Source organism: Synechococcus sp. Minos11, assembly GCF_014279855.1.
In the GTDB taxonomy this organism is placed as follows: Bacteria; Cyanobacteriota; Cyanobacteriia; order PCC-6307; family Cyanobiaceae; genus RCC307.
Genome location: NZ_CP047953.1, coordinates 1,932,361 through 1,948,591 on the forward strand (window position 1 = coordinate 1,932,361; position 16,231 = coordinate 1,948,591).

15 protein-coding genes are annotated in these 16,231 nt (G+C 61.0%); 9 read left to right on the forward strand and 6 right to left on the reverse strand.

The genetic code is table 11. The features are described 5' to 3' along the window. Nucleotides 1-205: 205 nt before the first annotated feature. The gene (locus SynMINOS11_RS10950; protein ID WP_186548498.1) at nucleotides 206-2,767 is read right to left on the reverse strand and encodes a TIGR03936 family radical SAM-associated protein; all 2,562 of its coding nucleotides are present in this window, start codon (nucleotides 2,765-2,767) and stop codon (nucleotides 206-208) included. Between the two features lie 68 nt (nucleotides 2,768-2,835). Here SynMINOS11_RS10950 and SynMINOS11_RS10955 point away from each other — a divergent pair, with 68 nt between their 5' ends. From SynMINOS11_RS10955 to SynMINOS11_RS10965, 3 genes are read left to right on the forward strand one after another with little or no spacing between them, the layout of a single operon-like run. Next, nucleotides 2,836-4,062 (forward strand): LL-diaminopimelate aminotransferase, encoded by a 1,227-nt coding sequence (locus SynMINOS11_RS10955; protein ID WP_186548500.1) that lies wholly within the window; start codon nucleotides 2,836-2,838, stop codon nucleotides 4,060-4,062. Nucleotides 4,063-4,093: 31 nt separating this feature from the next. Further along, nucleotides 4,094-4,417, forward strand: coding sequence for an ATP-dependent Clp protease adapter ClpS (gene clpS, locus SynMINOS11_RS10960; protein WP_186548502.1), 324 nt, complete (start codon nucleotides 4,094-4,096; stop codon nucleotides 4,415-4,417). Further along, complete coding sequence (locus SynMINOS11_RS10965) at nucleotides 4,414-5,184, forward strand: CPBP family intramembrane glutamic endopeptidase (RefSeq protein WP_186548504.1); 771 nt, start codon at nucleotides 4,414-4,416, stop codon at nucleotides 5,182-5,184. The genes clpS and SynMINOS11_RS10965 overlap by 4 nt, the downstream gene beginning before the upstream one ends. 6 nt (nucleotides 5,185-5,190) lie before the next feature. Here SynMINOS11_RS10965 and SynMINOS11_RS10970 read toward each other — a convergent pair whose 3' ends face one another. Then, nucleotides 5,191-6,783, reverse strand: coding sequence for a photosystem II high light acclimation radical SAM protein (locus SynMINOS11_RS10970; RefSeq protein ID WP_186548506.1), 1,593 nt, complete (start codon nucleotides 6,781-6,783; stop codon nucleotides 5,191-5,193). Between the two features lie 153 nt (nucleotides 6,784-6,936). Between SynMINOS11_RS10970 and psbA the strand changes: the two genes are divergently transcribed. From psbA to SynMINOS11_RS10995, 5 genes are all read left to right on the forward strand, one after another. Further along, a complete protein-coding gene (gene psbA / locus SynMINOS11_RS10975) occupies nucleotides 6,937-8,016 on the forward strand; it encodes a photosystem II q(b) protein (protein ID WP_011935857.1) in 1,080 nt (359 codons plus the stop codon). A 183-nt stretch (nucleotides 8,017-8,199) separates the two neighbouring features. After that, nucleotides 8,200-8,346, forward strand: a complete 147-nt coding sequence (locus SynMINOS11_RS10980) for a hypothetical protein (RefSeq protein WP_255445401.1) — start codon at nucleotides 8,200-8,202, stop codon at nucleotides 8,344-8,346. Between the two features lie 69 nt (nucleotides 8,347-8,415). After that, entirely contained in the window at nucleotides 8,416-9,300 is an 885-nt protein-coding gene (locus SynMINOS11_RS10985) for a metal ABC transporter substrate-binding protein (RefSeq protein WP_255445553.1), read from the forward strand. Beyond that, nucleotides 9,300-10,058, forward strand: coding sequence for a metal ABC transporter ATP-binding protein (locus SynMINOS11_RS10990; RefSeq protein WP_011936600.1), 759 nt, complete (start codon nucleotides 9,300-9,302; stop codon nucleotides 10,056-10,058). The genes SynMINOS11_RS10985 and SynMINOS11_RS10990 overlap by 1 nt, the downstream gene beginning before the upstream one ends. After that, nucleotides 10,055-10,897, forward strand: coding sequence for a metal ABC transporter permease (locus SynMINOS11_RS10995; protein WP_011936601.1), 843 nt, complete (start codon nucleotides 10,055-10,057; stop codon nucleotides 10,895-10,897). The genes SynMINOS11_RS10990 and SynMINOS11_RS10995 overlap by 4 nt, the downstream gene beginning before the upstream one ends. A 9-nt stretch (nucleotides 10,898-10,906) precedes the next feature. Here the strand turns inward: SynMINOS11_RS10995 and SynMINOS11_RS11000 are convergent, their stop codons facing one another. Next, nucleotides 10,907-11,806, reverse strand: a complete 900-nt coding sequence (locus SynMINOS11_RS11000; protein WP_186548512.1) for an SMP-30/gluconolactonase/LRE family protein — start codon at nucleotides 11,804-11,806, stop codon at nucleotides 10,907-10,909. A 135-nt stretch (nucleotides 11,807-11,941) separates the two neighbouring features. On the opposite strand from SynMINOS11_RS11000, the gene aroC reads away from it, so the two are divergent. Continuing rightward, nucleotides 11,942-13,024, forward strand: a complete 1,083-nt coding sequence (gene aroC / locus SynMINOS11_RS11005; protein ID WP_186550850.1) for a chorismate synthase — start codon at nucleotides 11,942-11,944, stop codon at nucleotides 13,022-13,024. An 11-nt stretch (nucleotides 13,025-13,035) separates the two neighbouring features. Here the strand turns inward: aroC and SynMINOS11_RS11010 are convergent, their stop codons facing one another. The 3 genes from SynMINOS11_RS11010 to ftsH3 are packed head-to-tail and all read right to left on the reverse strand — an operon-like array spanning nucleotide 13,036 to nucleotide 16,193. Then, entirely contained in the window at nucleotides 13,036-13,629 is a 594-nt protein-coding gene (locus SynMINOS11_RS11010; protein WP_186548514.1) for a hypothetical protein, read from the reverse strand. 48 nt (nucleotides 13,630-13,677) lie between these two features. Next, nucleotides 13,678-14,337, reverse strand: coding sequence for a bifunctional 4-hydroxy-2-oxoglutarate aldolase/2-dehydro-3-deoxy-phosphogluconate aldolase (locus tag SynMINOS11_RS11015; RefSeq protein ID WP_186548516.1), 660 nt, complete (start codon nucleotides 14,335-14,337; stop codon nucleotides 13,678-13,680). Further along, nucleotides 14,337-16,193, reverse strand: a complete 1,857-nt coding sequence (ftsH3, locus tag SynMINOS11_RS11020; RefSeq protein ID WP_255445402.1) for an ATP-dependent zinc metalloprotease FtsH3 — start codon at nucleotides 16,191-16,193, stop codon at nucleotides 14,337-14,339. The genes SynMINOS11_RS11015 and ftsH3 overlap by 1 nt, the downstream gene beginning before the upstream one ends. Nucleotides 16,194-16,231: the final 38 nt, after the last annotated feature.

Here is a 16,231-nt window from a genome sequence, read left to right on the forward strand (position 1 = left end):
CAGCTATCAGCTGTTGGGGGCTGAGGCGGCGTTTCAACGAATGCACCCGGGGATATCACGACATTGGCCTTCCAGTGGAAAGCCACACCCTGGGGAAACCATGCTGTAGAGCCCTTGGGTCTGCTGCAGGCGCAGGGGAAGGACAGTGTTCAAAGCCCTTGGACGACTCGCGTCCCGCGGGCGGATCCACCGCCTTGCTTTGAAATTAGCACGCAAGTTTCAAGGCCACGCGCCGCAGCTGCGTTTGCTGCAGCTCACAGCCGAGGCGTTGACCAAGCAGCTGACGCAACTGATCGGGTTTCAAACTGCGGCCATTGGCCTGCACCAGGGTTTCCAATCCCAGCTCCAGCTGCTGGGGACTCCAGTGGTGCCAATGCAAATCCAGCAGCAGCGGCCGCAAATCACGGCGGCGGCGACGACCCTGACGATCCAACTCCTCCAAGAGAAGAGCCTCCGCACCCAGCAACTCGCCCAGCGCCTCTTGGCAGCGACGTTCAGCAGGCAACGGATCAGCACCACTGGGCTGCAAACAGAAGCGCCAATGGGCTGAATGCAGCATTTGCGAAAGGGCTGGCGACTTCATCGGCACCCCATGGGCCTCGAGCAGCGAAAACCCCTCAGGCAGCAGGGGCGCCAACCGATCCATCAACTGCGCAGGCTGCACCGCTTCGGTGAAGCTCAAATCCAGCCAATCGGAATCGGCTTCAGCTCCCAGGGGCAAAGCCAGAGCCACTTGCAGCCGGGGCAGCGGATGGAACCCCCCGGTGAACGACACCGGCAGCTGACTGCGGCGCAGCGCCCGCTCCAGCATCCGCACCAAATCGAGATGGCTGAGCAGCGCCATCTCACCGGTTTTGGCAAAGCGAACCCGTAAACGCCCCACCTGCTCACTGGGGGGCTTGCGCGGCGGATCAATGGCGGGGATCGGCGGCGGCGGCACCACCACGTTGTGCCCCAGACCGTCTCCGCACACGCCGCAATGACTGCAGCCATCGAACGAGCAATCAGGAACCACCACCGCCTCAAGGGCCCGTTCAAGGTCTTCCTGCAACCACTGCTTGCTCACCCCGGAATCGATGTGATCCCAGGGCAGGGGTTCGGAGCAGCGCTGCCGGCGTTGCTCAGGCGTGAGGGCCTGCAGCTCAGCCCAACTGCCGAGTTCCAGCTCGCGATAACGCCCGCCCAAGCCCGCTGCGTCAATCGCCTCACACCAGGCGCCATGGGTGCGCTCGATGTTGTCGAACCAGGCATCCATGCCGGCGCCAGAGCGCCAAGCGGCTTCGATCACCGGGGCGAGACGCTGATCCCCACGCCCAATGAAGTCCTCCATCGCCGAGAGGCGCACATCGGTGTAGTTGACCTTCAAAAAACGCATGCCCGCAAAGCGCTGGCGCAAGATCCCCTGGCGCCGCTTGAACTCTGCAGTGGAGACGCTGTGCCACTGAAACGGCGTGTGGGGCTTGGGGGTGAAGTTGCTGATCGTCAGATTCAGCTCCAGCCGGCCGATATCGCGCATTTCAAAGCGCAACCGCTCAACGGTGTCGGCGATGCCATGCACATCGGCATCGGTTTCACCGGGCAGGCCGATCATGAAATAGAGCTTCACCTTGCGCCAGCCATTGCGCATCGCCGTCTCGATGCCCGCGCTGAGCTCCTGATCCGTCAACCCTTTGTTGACGATGTCGCGCATGCGCTGGGTGCCCGCTTCCGGCGCAAACGTGAGGCCGCCCTGGCGCGTGCCACCCAGGATGTGGGCGATGTTGTTGTCAAAGCGATCGATGCGTTGACTCGGCAGCGAGAGGCTGACGTTGTGGTCTTGCAGGCGGTTGCGAAGTTCCACTCCAACCGCGGGCAACGCGAGGTAGTCGCTGCAACTCAGCGACAGCAATGAAAAGTCGCTGTAACCGGTGCGCACCATGCCGGTCTCAACGGCTTCCACCACCTCTTCGGGATCCACGTCGCGAGCCGGGCGGGTCAACATGCCGGGCTGACAGAACCGGCAGCCGCGGGTGCAGCCCCGACGAATCTCCACGGTGAGCCGGTCATGCACCGTCTCCACATGGGGCACCAAGCCCATGGCGTAGTGCGGCATGGGCGTGGCCACCCGGCGCACAACGCGGCGATGGCCCAACGCCGGCACGTAGACGCCGGGCACCGCCGCCAGGTCGCGCAGTAGCTCTGAGCGCGGCAGGCCAGCGGTCTTGGCCTCCTCCAACACCAAGCCAATCTCTGGCAATAGCTCTTCGCCATCGCCTAGGGCAATGAAATCGAAAAATGATGCATAGGGCTCCGGATTGCTGGTGGCCGTCTGCCCGCCGGCAAAGATCAACGGCCGTGCATCTGGGGAACCAAGCGGCGCATCCCCGCGATCACGGGCATAGATCGGTAGCCCGATGAGATCGAGCATTTCCAGCACGTTGGTAGCGCTGAGCTCGTAGCTGAGGCTGAAGCCAAGGATGTCGAAGCTGTTGAGGGGCCGGCGGCTCTCAACGGCAAACAATGGCGAGCCCGTGCTGCGCAGCCGCTCGGCGAGATCGGTGGCCGGCAAGTAAGCGCGATCGCACAACTGCCGCGGCTGGGCGTTGAGGATCGAATAGAGAATGATGTGGCCGAGATTGCTGGCGCCAACCTCGTAAACCTCGGGGTAGGTGAGGGCCCAGCGGATCGAGGCCGCCTGCCAATCCCTTGGCTCCACCCCCAGTTCATTGCCGAGGTAACGGCCGGGGCGGGAGATTCCGGCATTGACCAGCTCAGCGAAAGCGGTCATCGGCGCGGCATCACTGCCTTGAGTATGGAGCTCCGCATAGGACAATCCCGCCATCGCGCTACTCCCTTATGGCCCTCGTCAACGGCAATTACCTCAAGCTCAAAGCGGGTTACCTGTTTCCTGAAATTGGCCGCCGGGTGAAGGCCTTCAGCGAAGCCAACCCCGACGCCGCCCTGATCCGCCTGGGCATTGGTGATGTCACCGAGCCCCTGCCGCAGGCTTGCCGGGACGCCATGAAAAACGCCATCGATGAGATGGGAACTCGCGAAGGCTTCCATGGCTATGGGCCGGAGCAGGGCTACGCCTGGCTGCGCGAAGCGATTGCCAAACACGATTTCCAAAGCCGCGGCTGTGACATCAGCGCCGAGGAGATCTTTGTCTCCGACGGCTCCAAATGCGATAGCAGCAACATCCTCGACATCCTTGGCGAGGGCAATCGCATCGCCGTAACCGATCCGGTCTATCCGGTGTATGTCGACAGCAACGTGATGGCTGGCCGCACCGGTGATGCCAATGAGGGCGGGCAATACGGCGGCCTGAGCTACCTGCCCATCACCGCTGCCAACGATTTCACCGCACCGCTACCCAGCACCCCGGTTGATCTGATCTATCTCTGTTTCCCCAACAACCCCACCGGAGCTGTCGCCAGCCGCGAGCAACTCAAGAACTGGGTGGATTACGCCCTCGAGCACAAGGCTCTGATCCTGTTCGATGCGGCCTATGAGGCCTTCATCCAAGATCCGGCCATCCCCCACTCGATCTTTGAAATTGAGGGGGCGCGCCAATGCGCGATCGAATTCCGCTCCTTCTCCAAGAACGCCGGCTTCACAGGCACCCGCTGCGCACTCACCGTGGTCCCCAAAGGCCTGATGGGCACCAGCGCCACGGGTGAGCAGGTGGAGCTCTGGGGCCTCTGGAACCGCCGCCAAAGCACCAAGTTCAATGGCGTCAGCTACATCGTTCAGCGTGGGGCTGAAGCGGTGTACTCCGAGCAAGGCCAGGCCGAGGTCAAGGCGCTCATCAGCTTCTACATGGAGAACGCCGCGATCATTCGCAGGGAGCTTTCCGCCGCTGGGCTCACGATCTATGGCGGCGAGCATGCCCCCTACGTGTGGATCAAAACCCCCGAAGGCATGGATTCCTGGGGCTTCTTTGATCATCTGCTCAACAAGGCCAATGTGGTTGGAACACCAGGCAGTGGCTTTGGTGCCGCGGGCGAGGGCTACTTCCGCCTCTCGGCCTTCAACAGCCGCAGCAACGTGGATGAAGCCATGCGCCGCATCCGCGCTCTTTAGATTGCCGTCGGTTCTGCGATCTGCCCCCGCCATGACGCACGCCAGTGAAACTCCGGTGCGCTCCCCTGGTGGGGGAGCCGCCGTGATGGAGCGGCAGCCCGAAACGGTGCGAAAACCATCGCCCCGTTACCGGGTGCTGCTCCACAACGATCCGGTCAACTCCATGGAATACGTCGTCACCTCCCTGCGGGAGGTGGTGCCGTCGTTGAGCGAGCAGGATGCGATGGCCGTGATGTTGGAAGCCCACAACAGCGGTGTGGGCTTGGTGATCGTCTGCGATATCGAGCCGGCTGAGTTCTATTGCGAGAGCCTCAAGGCCAAAGGTCTCACCAGCACCATCGAGCCGGAGGAGTGAGGCCCCACTGGCGCGGCACGCTCCTCTACCCCGCCTCCTTGGTGGCGTTGTTTCTGGGTTTGCAAGGCCTACTGGGGTTGATGGGTGTTCCCGTTGCTCAGCAGGCTTCCCTGGCAGCGCTTCCCAGCGTTGCGGCCTTACTGATCTCGCTGCCTTGGCGATTGCAGCGGGCCTGGGGTGAACCCCAGGCCTGGAAACGCCTTGGTGTGCGCTGCCGCTGGGGAGAACTCATACAGACACTGGGCCGTGGGGTGTTGCTGGCCGCGGCACTGCTGCTGTTCATCGTGGTGGCCTTGCTGCTGGGTGGCGCTCAAAGCGAGCTGCGTCTGACGCCGGCCTTGCTGCTCAATGGCGTGGTGTTGGGCCTAGGGGTGGGCTTTGCCGAAGAGTTGCTGTTCCGCGGCTGGTTGTTCGGTGAGCTCAGCCTGCTGCTGGGCCACCAGCGCGCCCTCTGGCTGCAGGCCGCGATTTTCAGCCTTGTGCACACCCGGTTTCACCTCCCTGGGCTGGAACTGCTGCTGCTGCTCGGCGGTCTCGCTCTCTTCGGGGTTCTGCTCGCTGAACAACGCGATGGCGATCAAGGCGTGCTGTGGGGTGCCATTGGCCTGCATGGAGGAGCCGTTGGCGGCTGGTTCCTGCTCAGCCAGGGAGTTTTGGATTTGCAAAGCGCTGGTCCAGCCTGGCTCTTAAGCCCGGACAACCCGATCGGCGGCGTGGCGGGCTGGATCGCTTTGGTGGTTCTGCTGCTGGCCTTGAGACGCTCCTAAATAGCGTCAGGCGGTTGCAGTGGCCATGGCCTTACGGCCTTCGACTGGAGCATGCAGTGCTTCTTCCAGGGGAGCACAGCCGTAATCGCGCTCCAGCAGATCCATCACCATGCGGCCGAAATCTGCAGGATTGCGCTCAAAGGCTTCCAAACAGACACGGCCAAAGGTTTGGCCCATGGGCTCGGGGTTCCACAGCAATTGGCGAGCCGTCCAAGGCAGCATGCTCATCGGGTTGTAACCGGGCTTGATCAAGCCCTGATCGAAGCCGTACTGCTCCAGGTGGGTGTGGGGCTGCAACCCAATGAAGAAGATGGCGGGCTCAACCTTGTCGGCGCCAAAGGCCGCCTCGAGTGCGCGGTGATAGGCAACGGTTTGACGGATCGTCTCGGGGCGCTCGTCGATCACGTTGAACGAGTAATTGACTGAGACGTGATGGCGGAAGCCAGCTCGCGCCAGCAAGCGGCAGTTCTCCAGCACAGTGCGCAGGTTGTAGCCCATGCGCATCTTGCGAACGAGCTCCTGAGACCCGGAGGTAATGCCGATCTCGAAGTACTCCATCCCTGTGGCCACCATCAGCTCAGCCAGTTCGGCATCAAGGTTGTCGGCGCGGATGTAAGCCGCCCAACGGATGTCATTCCAGCCCTGCTGCTGCACTGCTCTCAGGAGCTCCTTGGCGTCTTCGATGTAACGCCGCGCTGGAATGAACTGGGCATCGGTGAACCAAAAACCGCGCACCCCGCGCTCATAAAGCTGACGCATCTCGGCGATGACTTCATCCACGGGGTTGACCCGCACCGCCTTGCCTTCAACAACGGTGTAAACGCAGTAACAGCAGTTATGGGGACACCCTCGTTTGGTCTGAACGCCGACATAGAAGTCGCCAGCTTCGAGATACCAGTTCAGCTGCGGCCAAATCGATTCGATGTAGTCGTAATCGCAGGCGGTTTTGATCAAACCCGAGGGCTGCTCGTGGATTAGGCCAGGGCGAGGCGCTTCCCCGGCGCGGAAACAGCGTTCACCAGCGAGAGATTCCCCGCGCAGCAACTTTTCAAGCAGCGGCTCGCCTTCGCCGACAGAGACCACCGTGCCTTTGGGCAACAACGGCGCCAATTGCTCGTAAAAAACACTGGTGGCACCGCCACCCAAAACGGCTTGAGCCTGGGGGCAATGGTGGCGGGCACGCTTGAGGCCACGCCGGATCAGACGCAAGTTGCGCCAAAGCTCGCCATAGAACGAGCCCATTAACTTCACCCCGCCCAAGGCACCACGCAGGCGCCTCAGTGGATTGCGGGCGTAAAAGACTTCAAACGAGTGCTGCAGCGGATTGCCGCCGCGCCCATCAACGGGCGCATAGATCTGGATGTCTCGCCAAGAGAACACCAGCAAGGTGGGCCGGAAAGCATCAACCGTGGCCCGAAGCACCCGGTCAACATCCAGCAGGGGGACGGCCGCTAGATCAAGCAGCCGCTGCTGCAACTGGGGGAATTGCTTGTGAAGGTGATCGGCCAAATAGATCGGGCCGATCGGAAAGATGGGGTTGCAAGGAAGGCGTACCAACAGGACGCGCTCAGCCGAAGTCGGTGTTGGACTCTCAGACACCGCTCCAGCACAAGGAATCGGACCCTAACAAGGCCATTGCCACTCCGGAGTCTGAAAAAGTTGGTTTACATCCCGCAATGTTGCTTTACAATTCGGAGACCGGAAATTGCTCCGGGAATCCATACCGCCTCCGGGCACACCCCAAACGCACTCATGCAAACCACCATTCAGCAGCGCTCCGGCGCCTCTGCGTGGCAGCAGTTCTGCGAGTGGGTCACCAGCACCGACAACCGCCTCTATGTGGGTTGGTTCGGTGTTCTGATGATCCCGACTCTGCTGGCTGCCACCACCTGCTTCATCGTTGCCTTCATCGCCGCTCCCCCGGTTGATATCGACGGCATCCGCGAGCCTGTCGCCGGCTCCCTGCTTTACGGCAACAACATCATCTCCGGTGCTGTTGTTCCTTCCAGCAACGCCATTGGCCTGCACTTCTATCCCATCTGGGAAGCCGCTTCCCTCGATGAGTGGCTGTACAACGGCGGTCCTTTCCAGCTGGTGATCTTCCACTTCCTCATCGGCATCTACGCCTACATGGGCCGTGAGTGGGAACTCTCCTACCGCTTGGGCATGCGCCCTTGGATCTGCATTGCTTACAGCGCCCCTGTGGCTGCTGCTTCTGCAGTGTTCCTGGTTTACCCCTTCGGTCAGGGTTCTTTCTCTGACGCGATGCCCCTGGGCATCTCTGGCACCTTCAACTACATGCTGGTGTTCCAGGCCGAGCACAACATCCTGATGCACCCCTTCCACATGCTGGGTGTGGCAGGCGTCTTCGGCGGCAGCTTGTTCTCCGCGATGCACGGCTCCCTGGTGACCTCCTCCCTGGTGCGTGAAACCACCGAGAGCGAGTCCCAGAACTACGGCTACAAGTTCGGCCAAGAGGAAGAGACCTACAACATCGTGGCTGCCCACGGTTACTTCGGTCGCCTGATCTTCCAATACGCCTCGTTCAACAACAGCCGCAGCCTTCACTTCTTCCTGGCTGCCTGGCCTGTGGTTGGCATCTGGTTCACCGCCCTTGGCGTGAGCACGATGGCCTTCAACCTGAACGGCTTCAACTTCAACCAGTCCATCCTGGATTCCCAGGGTCGTGTGCTGAACACTTGGGCTGACATCCTCAACCGTGCCGGCCTCGGCATGGAAGTGATGCACGAGCGCAACGCTCACAACTTCCCCCTCGACCTGGCTGCTGCCGAGAGCGCCCCTGTGGCTCTCCAGGCTCCTGCCATCGGTTGATCTGGAATCAACAAACGATTCAGATCAACTGAATCGGAAAGCCCCCTCCTCGGAGGGGGCTTTTTGTTGTGCGGATGCAGGCCCTCACGCCACGTTTAACTAGACCCAGAGGAGCCGACAGAATCCATGCCAGAGGAGGACCCGACGCTTCAATTTGAATTGAATGAGGAAGCCATTGGGCTGATGCTGAAGTCGGTGAGCTTCTATCTCGAGCGCTGGCCCGGCGGGCCAGACCCGAGCGAGCAAGAAGGCTTGATCAAGCTCAAATCTCTTTTTGCTGCAGCTCTGCTGGAATACAACTTCAATCGCTCAGGCGGCGAATTAACTTGATTGACGGCTCATAGGCAGCTCTTGGCACGCGGCAAACAGCTGTTGATTGCGCTGCTGAGCTCAGCTCTGATGGCGGGCTGCACTGCAAGCCCAGAGCTTGAAAAAACCAAGCAAGGCAACAACAAGCCGGTGGTGCTCACCACCTTCACCGTGCTGGCCGACATGGCCCGCCAAGTGGCTGGAGATCGCCTTCAAGTGCGCTCGATCGTGAAACCTGGCGCCGAAATCCATGGCTATGAGCCCACCCCTAGTGATCTGGAGCAGGCCGCCGGTGCTGATCTGGTGGTGGAGAACGGCCTCGGACTGGAGCTGTGGGCCGACCGCTTTCTGCGAGCAGCAGGGGATGTGCCCCGTCTCACTCTCAGCCAGGGGATGAAGCCCCTGTTGATTGAAGGCGATGCCTACGCCGGCAAGCCCAACCCCCATGCCTGGATGTCACCTCAACGGGCGATGGGCTATGTCGATGGCTTGGTGGCGGGTTTCAGCCAGCTCGATCCTGAGGGCGCGCCGGAGTTCCGCCGCAACGGGGAAAACTACAAACAACAGCTGCAGCAACTGGATCAAGAGCTGCGAAGCGGCCTCGCCGAGCTGCCTCCACAGCAACGGCTGCTGATCAGTTGCGAAGGGGCGTTCTCCTATTTGGCCCACGATTACGGCCTGGAGGAGGCCTATCTCTGGCCAGTCAATGCTGAAAGCCAAGTCACACCAAGGCGCATGGCACAGCTGATCACCACTATCAAGCAACGCCAAGTCCCAGCCATTTTTTGTGAAAGCACCGTCAGTGATAAGGCCCAACGGGAAGTTGCCAAGGCCTCAGGCGCCCGCTTTGGCGGTACGTTCTATGTGGATTCCCTCTCGGGCAGTGACGGCCCGGCCGCCAGCTTGCTTGATCTGCAACGCCACAACGTCAATCTGATCAAGCGCGGACTCGGCAGCGAAGGAGGTGAGCGTTGATGCGCATCGAAGCCGATCAGGTCTGCGTTGATTACAACGGCCGCGTTGCCCTTTATGACGCCAGCCTGCATCTCCCCGCTGGCAGCATCTGCGGCCTTGTGGGGATGAACGGGGCTGGTAAGTCGACCCTGTTCAAAGCACTCACCGGTTTTGTGCGGCCATCCCGCGGCCGGATCCGCATCAATGGGCAGCGCGTGGCCCAAGCCCAGCGTGAGCAGGCGGTGGCATATGTGCCGCAAAGCGAAAGCATCGACTGCGGCTTCCCCGTCTCGGTTTGGGATGTGGTGATGATGGGCCGCTATGGCGCCATGAACCTGCTGCGCATTCCGCGCCAATCGGATCGCATCGCGGTGCGCGATGCCCTCGAACGGGTGGACCTACTGGAGTTGCGCCATCGCCCGATTGGCTCCCTCTCCGGTGGCCAGCGCAAGCGCGCCTTTTTGGCCAGGGCCATCGCCCAAAGGGCCTCGGTGCTGTTGCTCGATGAACCCTTCAACGGGGTGGATGTACGCACCGAAAAGCTGATGGCTGAGCTGTTCCTGCAGCTACGCCGGGATGGACGCACGATTTTGATCTCCACCCACGACCTCAGCCATGTACGCGACTTCTGCGATCTGGTGGTTCTGATCAACAAGACCGTGCTCGCCTACGGCGAAACATCCGAGGTGTTCACACCAGAGAACCTGGAACTCACCTTTGGCGGCATGCCTCCCAACCTGCTGACGGGGCCCAGTTCGGCCGAGGAACCCGAGCCATGATCACTTGGCTGCTGGAGCCCTTAAGCCACGACTTCATGGTCAGGGCCCTATTGGTCAGCGCTCTGGTTGGCGGGGTCTGCGGCCTGCTGTCCTGTTACATGACGCTCAAGGGCTGGGCCTTGATGGGCGATGCCGTCTCCCATGCGGTGTTGCCTGGGGTGGTGTTGGCCTATGCCCTGGGGTTGCCGTTCTCGCTGGGGGCTTTTGTCTTTGGCGTCGGCTCGGTGACGGCGATCGGTTTTGTCAAACAGAAATCCAGGGTGAAAGAAGACACCGTGATTGGACTGGTGTTCACCGGATTTTTTGCCTTGGGCTTGGTGCTGGTCTCCAAGACCCGCAGCAACATCGACCTCACCCACATCCTGTTTGGCAATGTGCTGGGCATCTCCCAGGCCGATATCCAGCAAACCCTGCTGATCTCAGCGCTGGTGGTGGCTGTGCTGCTGCTGTTGCGCCGCGACCTGTTGCTGTTCTGTTTTGATCCCACCCACGCGCGATCGATCGGCATCAACACTGGGCTGTTGCACTACGTGCTGCTCTCGGTGCTGTCGCTGGCAGCGGTGGCGGGCTTGCAAAGCGTGGGAATCATCCTGGTGGTGGCGATGCTGGTGACCCCTGGTGCCACGGCCTATCTGCTCACCGACCGCTTTGATCGCATGACCCTGCTGGCCATCACCAGCAGCGTGCTCGCCAGCCTGCTGGGGGTGATCATCAGCTACTGGAGCGATAGCTCCACCGCCGGCTGCATCGTTCTGGTGCAAACCGGATTGTTCTTGTTGGCATTTCTGTTCGCACCACGTCACGGCATCTTTCGCCAACACCCAGAGATAGGCGCCTGAGGCCAGGGCTCACCCCGCAAATGTATGAGCTGGCAAGCCAGCAACACCGACCTCAGCCACAAACAAGCCTCCCGCCAAGGGTTGCTGCTCCAGTTGATCGGGAGCGAGCTGGTGACGGGCCGTGGTGATGAACAACTGATCGAGATTCGCTCCGCCAAAGCAGCAGGAGGTGACTTTGCTGCAGGGCACTTCCACAGTGGCCAGCTGCTCGCCACTGCCTGGATCCCAACGGGTGACCGCCGAACCGTCATGCAGTGCAATCCAGAGCATCCCCTCAGCGTCGATGGTCATGCCATCAGGCACACAATTCCAGGCTGCCGGGATCTCCACACACACCGTGCCCTCATCAAGGGGATCGCCCTGCTCATCCAAGGCGAATCGCAATACCTGCAGCGTTGGGGAATCAATGAAATAAAGCGAGCGCCGATCAACGCTCCAAGCCAACCCATTGGAGATGGTCACGCCAGAACGCATGAGGCGTGATTGCAGGTTGGTGTCCAAACGCCAAAGCGCTGCAGCACCGGTGGCGAACTCGTAGTGCATCGTTCCGGCCCAAAGCCGGCCCCAGGGGTCGCACTTGCCGTCATTGAACCGGTTATCGAGGCAATGGGCCTCGGGGTGGTGCAGCAGTGAGCGCTCACCACTTGTGGAGTCCACCCGCAAAAAACCATCTGCTGTCGCCGCTAAGAGATCGCCATGAACCGTGGGCACCACACAGCCGACATGGCACCCCACATCGATGAAGCTGTTGTCGCCACTGTGGGGATCAAAGAGTCCGATTCGCGACGACTCGATATCCACCCACAGCAACTGGGAGCGCTCGGCCCACCAGTGGGGACCTTCACCCAAATGGGCTCCAGCCGGCAGAACACAGCGCGCCTGGAGCGGGCGGACAACGGAAACAACCATGGCCGAAGCCCGCTGGATCTCATTCCAGTGTGTCCAGCCTTCGACAGGCTTTTGGGAGCTCTCCAGAAGGATTCAAGAAACAAACAAACGCATGACGCGCTCTGGCCCGTACGCTCGATGCAGTTTCAGCTGGCCATGGGCAGCAGTTTCGGCCATCTCTTCCGCATCAGCACGTTCGGGGAATCCCACGGCGGCGGTGTTGGCGTGATTGTCGATGGGTGTCCTCCGCGCTTAGCCATCGACATCGAGGCCGTCCAAGCCGAACTGGACCGGCGCAAGCCTGGTCAAAGCAAGATCACGACCCCACGCAAAGAGGATGACCGCGTTGAAGCACTCAGCGGTCTGCTCGATGGGGTCAGCCTCGGCACCCCGATTGCCATGGTGGTGCGCAACAAAGACCAGCGGCCTGGCGATTACAAGGAAATGCAGGTGGCTTTTCGGCCCTCCCACGCCGATGCCACCTACCAAAGCAAGTACGGCATTCAGGCGCGCAGCGGGGGTGGCAGGGCATCAGCGCGTGAAACGATCGGCCGCGTGGCCGCCGGAGCCATTGCCAAGCAAATGCTCCAGCAGCTGCATGGCACCGAAGTGCTGGCCTGGGTGAAACGCATCCACACCCTGGAAGCCAACATCGATCCCGCAGTGCCCACGCTGGACGCGGTGGAGTCCAACATCGTGCGCTGCCCCGATGCCGCCATGGCGGAGCAGATGATCGAGCGCATTGAGTCCATCGGGCGTGATGGCGACTCCTGCGGCGGGGTCATCGAATGCGTGGTGCGCCGGCCACCCACGGGGCTGGGAATGCCGGTCTTCGACAAGTTGGAGGCCGATCTCGCTAAGGCCGTGATGTCACTACCGGCCACCAAAGGATTTGAGATTGGCTCGGGCTTTGCAGGCACCACCCTTCTGGGTAGCCAGCACAACGATGCATTCCTGCCCACCAGCGACGGCAGCTTGCACACCGCCACCAACAATTCTGGTGGGATCCAAGGCGGAATCAGCAATGGCGAGCCGATCGTGCTGCGGGTGGCTTTCAAGCCAACCGCCACGATCCGCAAAGAACAACAAACAATCAACGCCAGTGGCGAAGCCACAACACTGGCAGCGAAAGGACGCCACGATCCCTGCGTGCTGCCCAGGGCCGTGCCCATGGTGGAAGCCATGGTGGCCCTGGTGCTCGCTGATCACGCTCTACGCCAACGCGGCCAGTGCGGTTGAGCTGAACTGGTTCAGCTAAGGGTTGCGGTTGCGCTGCCCACTCCATTGCTGGAGGTTGCGGCGCCAGAACCCAACTTGCTGGCTGCTTTGGCCATCCGCTTGGCAACCGAACCGGTGGAACGCTTGGCCTTCGCAGGCGATGCGGCCCGTGCGGTCTTGCGAGCTGCCGGCTTAGCAGCTGCCTTGCGGGTCACCTTGGTGGTGGTGGTTGCCTTTTTGGCCGTTGTCTTTTTGGCAACAGCCTTTTTAGGAGCTGCTTTCTTGGCAACAGCGCGGCGGGTGGTTGTGGTTTTGGCCTTCACATTGCCGGTCTTGACCGGACGGGTGCGATGGCTCAACACCATGGCCCATTCCTCATCGCTGAGGTTGCTGGGCTTGCTGCCGTGCTGATTGGCCAACTTGGCGGCCTTTTCGATATCAACAACAAGGTTTTTCCACGATGTGGCGAAACGCTTGTCGCTTTGAGACTTCGCAGCGGACTCCACAAGAGTCTCAACCACTCCTGAGGGGGTCACCTTCTTACGGCGACGATTGAAGATCTCTTTCTGGAGCTGAGCAATCAGAGAGAGAGCCTTGTCGCTGAGCTTGACTTTGAGCTCTGCCATGGCTCGCAGATATAGGTCATTCCCAGATGTAACACCTGAGACTCAGATCTACAACGTCTCCTGATTGGTGGTGATGCCGTGCAAGTACGGCTCAAGCTGCTCGGCATGGCCCGGATGCAGCAGGTCTTGTTCATCAAAAAGCGTGGATCCAAGCGCCACGGCTTCCACCCCAGAAGCAAACCAGGCACTGAGATCTGCAGGTCGAAGCCCACCGGCCGCAATACAAAACGGCAGGGGTGCCATCGGCCCGCGAAGCTGGCGCCAATAGGACGGGCCCAGGCTGGCAGCGGGAAACAATTTCACAGCACCTCGAGCGCCAGCGCGATGCACCTCACTCGGACTCCACACCCCGGGCACCAGGGTTAACCCCAACGCATCGGCTTGCTCCCACATCTCCGGGCAGCTGATCGGCGACATCGCAAAGCGCAAACCCTGGCCGTGGGCGACCACTAACTGCTCGGCCCAGCGCACACCGGCTACACCAAAACGCAGATCAGGCCAGTGGTTTGGCAGGGTCTGCAGCAGCTCCAACCACCAAGGCTCTTGGCTCCAAGCCAGTTCGACGTGGTGAAAGCCAGCGGCAGCAACAGCATCGATCTGACGCTGCGCTTGCGCTGGCGAGCCCGGTCGCAACACGGCAAGCAAGGGCGATTGCCGCAGTGAGTCACAAAGGCCTGAGGGGTCGCCGCAGCGCACCCCTGGTTCCATCAGACGTAGTCGGCGACTTTGGCGTCGCGGCTGATCAGCAGCTCTTGAAGCTGCTCAGCATCAACGGTTTCCATCTCAACCAGCATCTCTGCCAGTTCATCGAGAAGGGCACGGTTGTCGCTCAGCACCTGCACTGCGCGGGTGTAAGCAGCATCCACCAAGGTCGACACCTCTTTGTCGATCGTGGCTGCGGTGTCTTCCGAGAAATCACGCTCAGCAGCAATGTCGCGCCCGAGGAACATGCCGCCTTGGGAACGGCCCAAAGCCACAGGACCCAGCTTGTCGCTCATGCCGAAACGGGTCACCATCTGGCGCGCCACACGGGCCACCTGCTGGAGGTCATTGGAAGCACCGGTTGTGACTTCGTCTTCGCCATACACCAGCTCTTCGGCAACACGGCCGCCCAAGGCGACCGCCATCTGATTTTGCAGATAGGAGCGGGAGTAAAGACCCGACTCCATGCGCTCTTCACTGGGGGTGAAGAAGGTCAAACCACCGGCCTGACCGCGGGGAATGATGCTGATCTTCTGAACAGGGTCGTAATCAGGCATCAGGGCGCCCACCAAGGCGTGTCCTGACTCGTGATAAGCCACCAAGCGCTTGCGCTTTTCGCTCATCACGCGGTCTTTCTTCTCAGGACCTGCCATGACGCGCTCAATGGCGTCGTTGATCTCGTCCATGGAGACCTCGCTGAGCTGACGGCGAGCAGCCAGGATGGCGGCCTCATTCAGCAGATTGGCCAGGTCGGCGCCAGTGAAGCCAGGGGTGCGACGGGCCACTTTGTCGAGATCAACGTCTTTCGCCAGGGTCTTGCCGCGGGCGTGAACGCCAAGCACCTGGAGACGACCGCTGTAGTCAGGGCGATCAACCACCACCTGACGGTCAAAGCGACCAGGACGCATCAGCGCTTGATCAAGCACGTCGGGGCGGTTGGTGGCCGCAACGATGATGATTCCGGTATTGCCTTCAAAACCATCCATCTCCGTCAGGAGTTGGTTCAAGGTCTGCTCGCGCTCGTCGTTGCCGCCGCCAAGGCCGGCGCCACGTTGGCGACCCACCGCATCAATCTCATCGATGAAGACGATGCAAGGGGCGTTTTTCTTGGCCTGTTCGAACAGGTCGCGGACGCGGCTGGCACCCACGCCAACAAACATCTCGACGAATTCCGAGCCGGAAATCGAGAAGAAGGGAACGCCAGCTTCACCGGCTACCGCTTTGGCAAGCAAGGTTTTGCCGGTGCCAGGAGGTCCCACCAACAGAACGCCTTTGGGGATCTTGGCGCCAACAGCGGTGAAGCGATCGGGGTTCTTGAGGAAGTCGACTACCTCGGTGAGCTCAAGCTTGGCGCCTTCAATGCCGGCGACATCTTCGAAGGTCACCTGGGTTTGGGGTTCCATCTGAACCCGCGCTTTGCTCTTGCCGAAGCTCATGGCCGGGTTGCCACCACCGCCCTGGGCGCGGCGAAGCAAGAAGAACAATCCACCCAGCAGCAGCAGGGGGAACAGCAGGCTGCCCAACGCCGATTGCCATGCCGGCGACTGACGGCTGGGCTGCACGTCGATGTCAACGTCGTGCTCGCTGAGCAGGTTGAGCAGGTTCTTATCGGGGGCCAGGTTCACCTGGGCGCGCTGGCCATCACTCTTAACGGCCAATGCTGTGCCCCGATCAGGAGCAATCAGCACCTTGGAGATTTCGTTGCTCTGAACGGCCTCAACGAAGTCGCTGTAGCGGAGGTTGACCGGCGCATTGTTGGGCGTATTGGAACGTCCTCCAACAAAGGCGGTGCCGAGGGCGATCAACACCACCATCAACAGGACATACAGCCCCGCGTTGCGCCAACTCTTCTTTGCGGCCAAGGCTCAACCCCTCGAGATTACGGAATGTTAACTGCAGT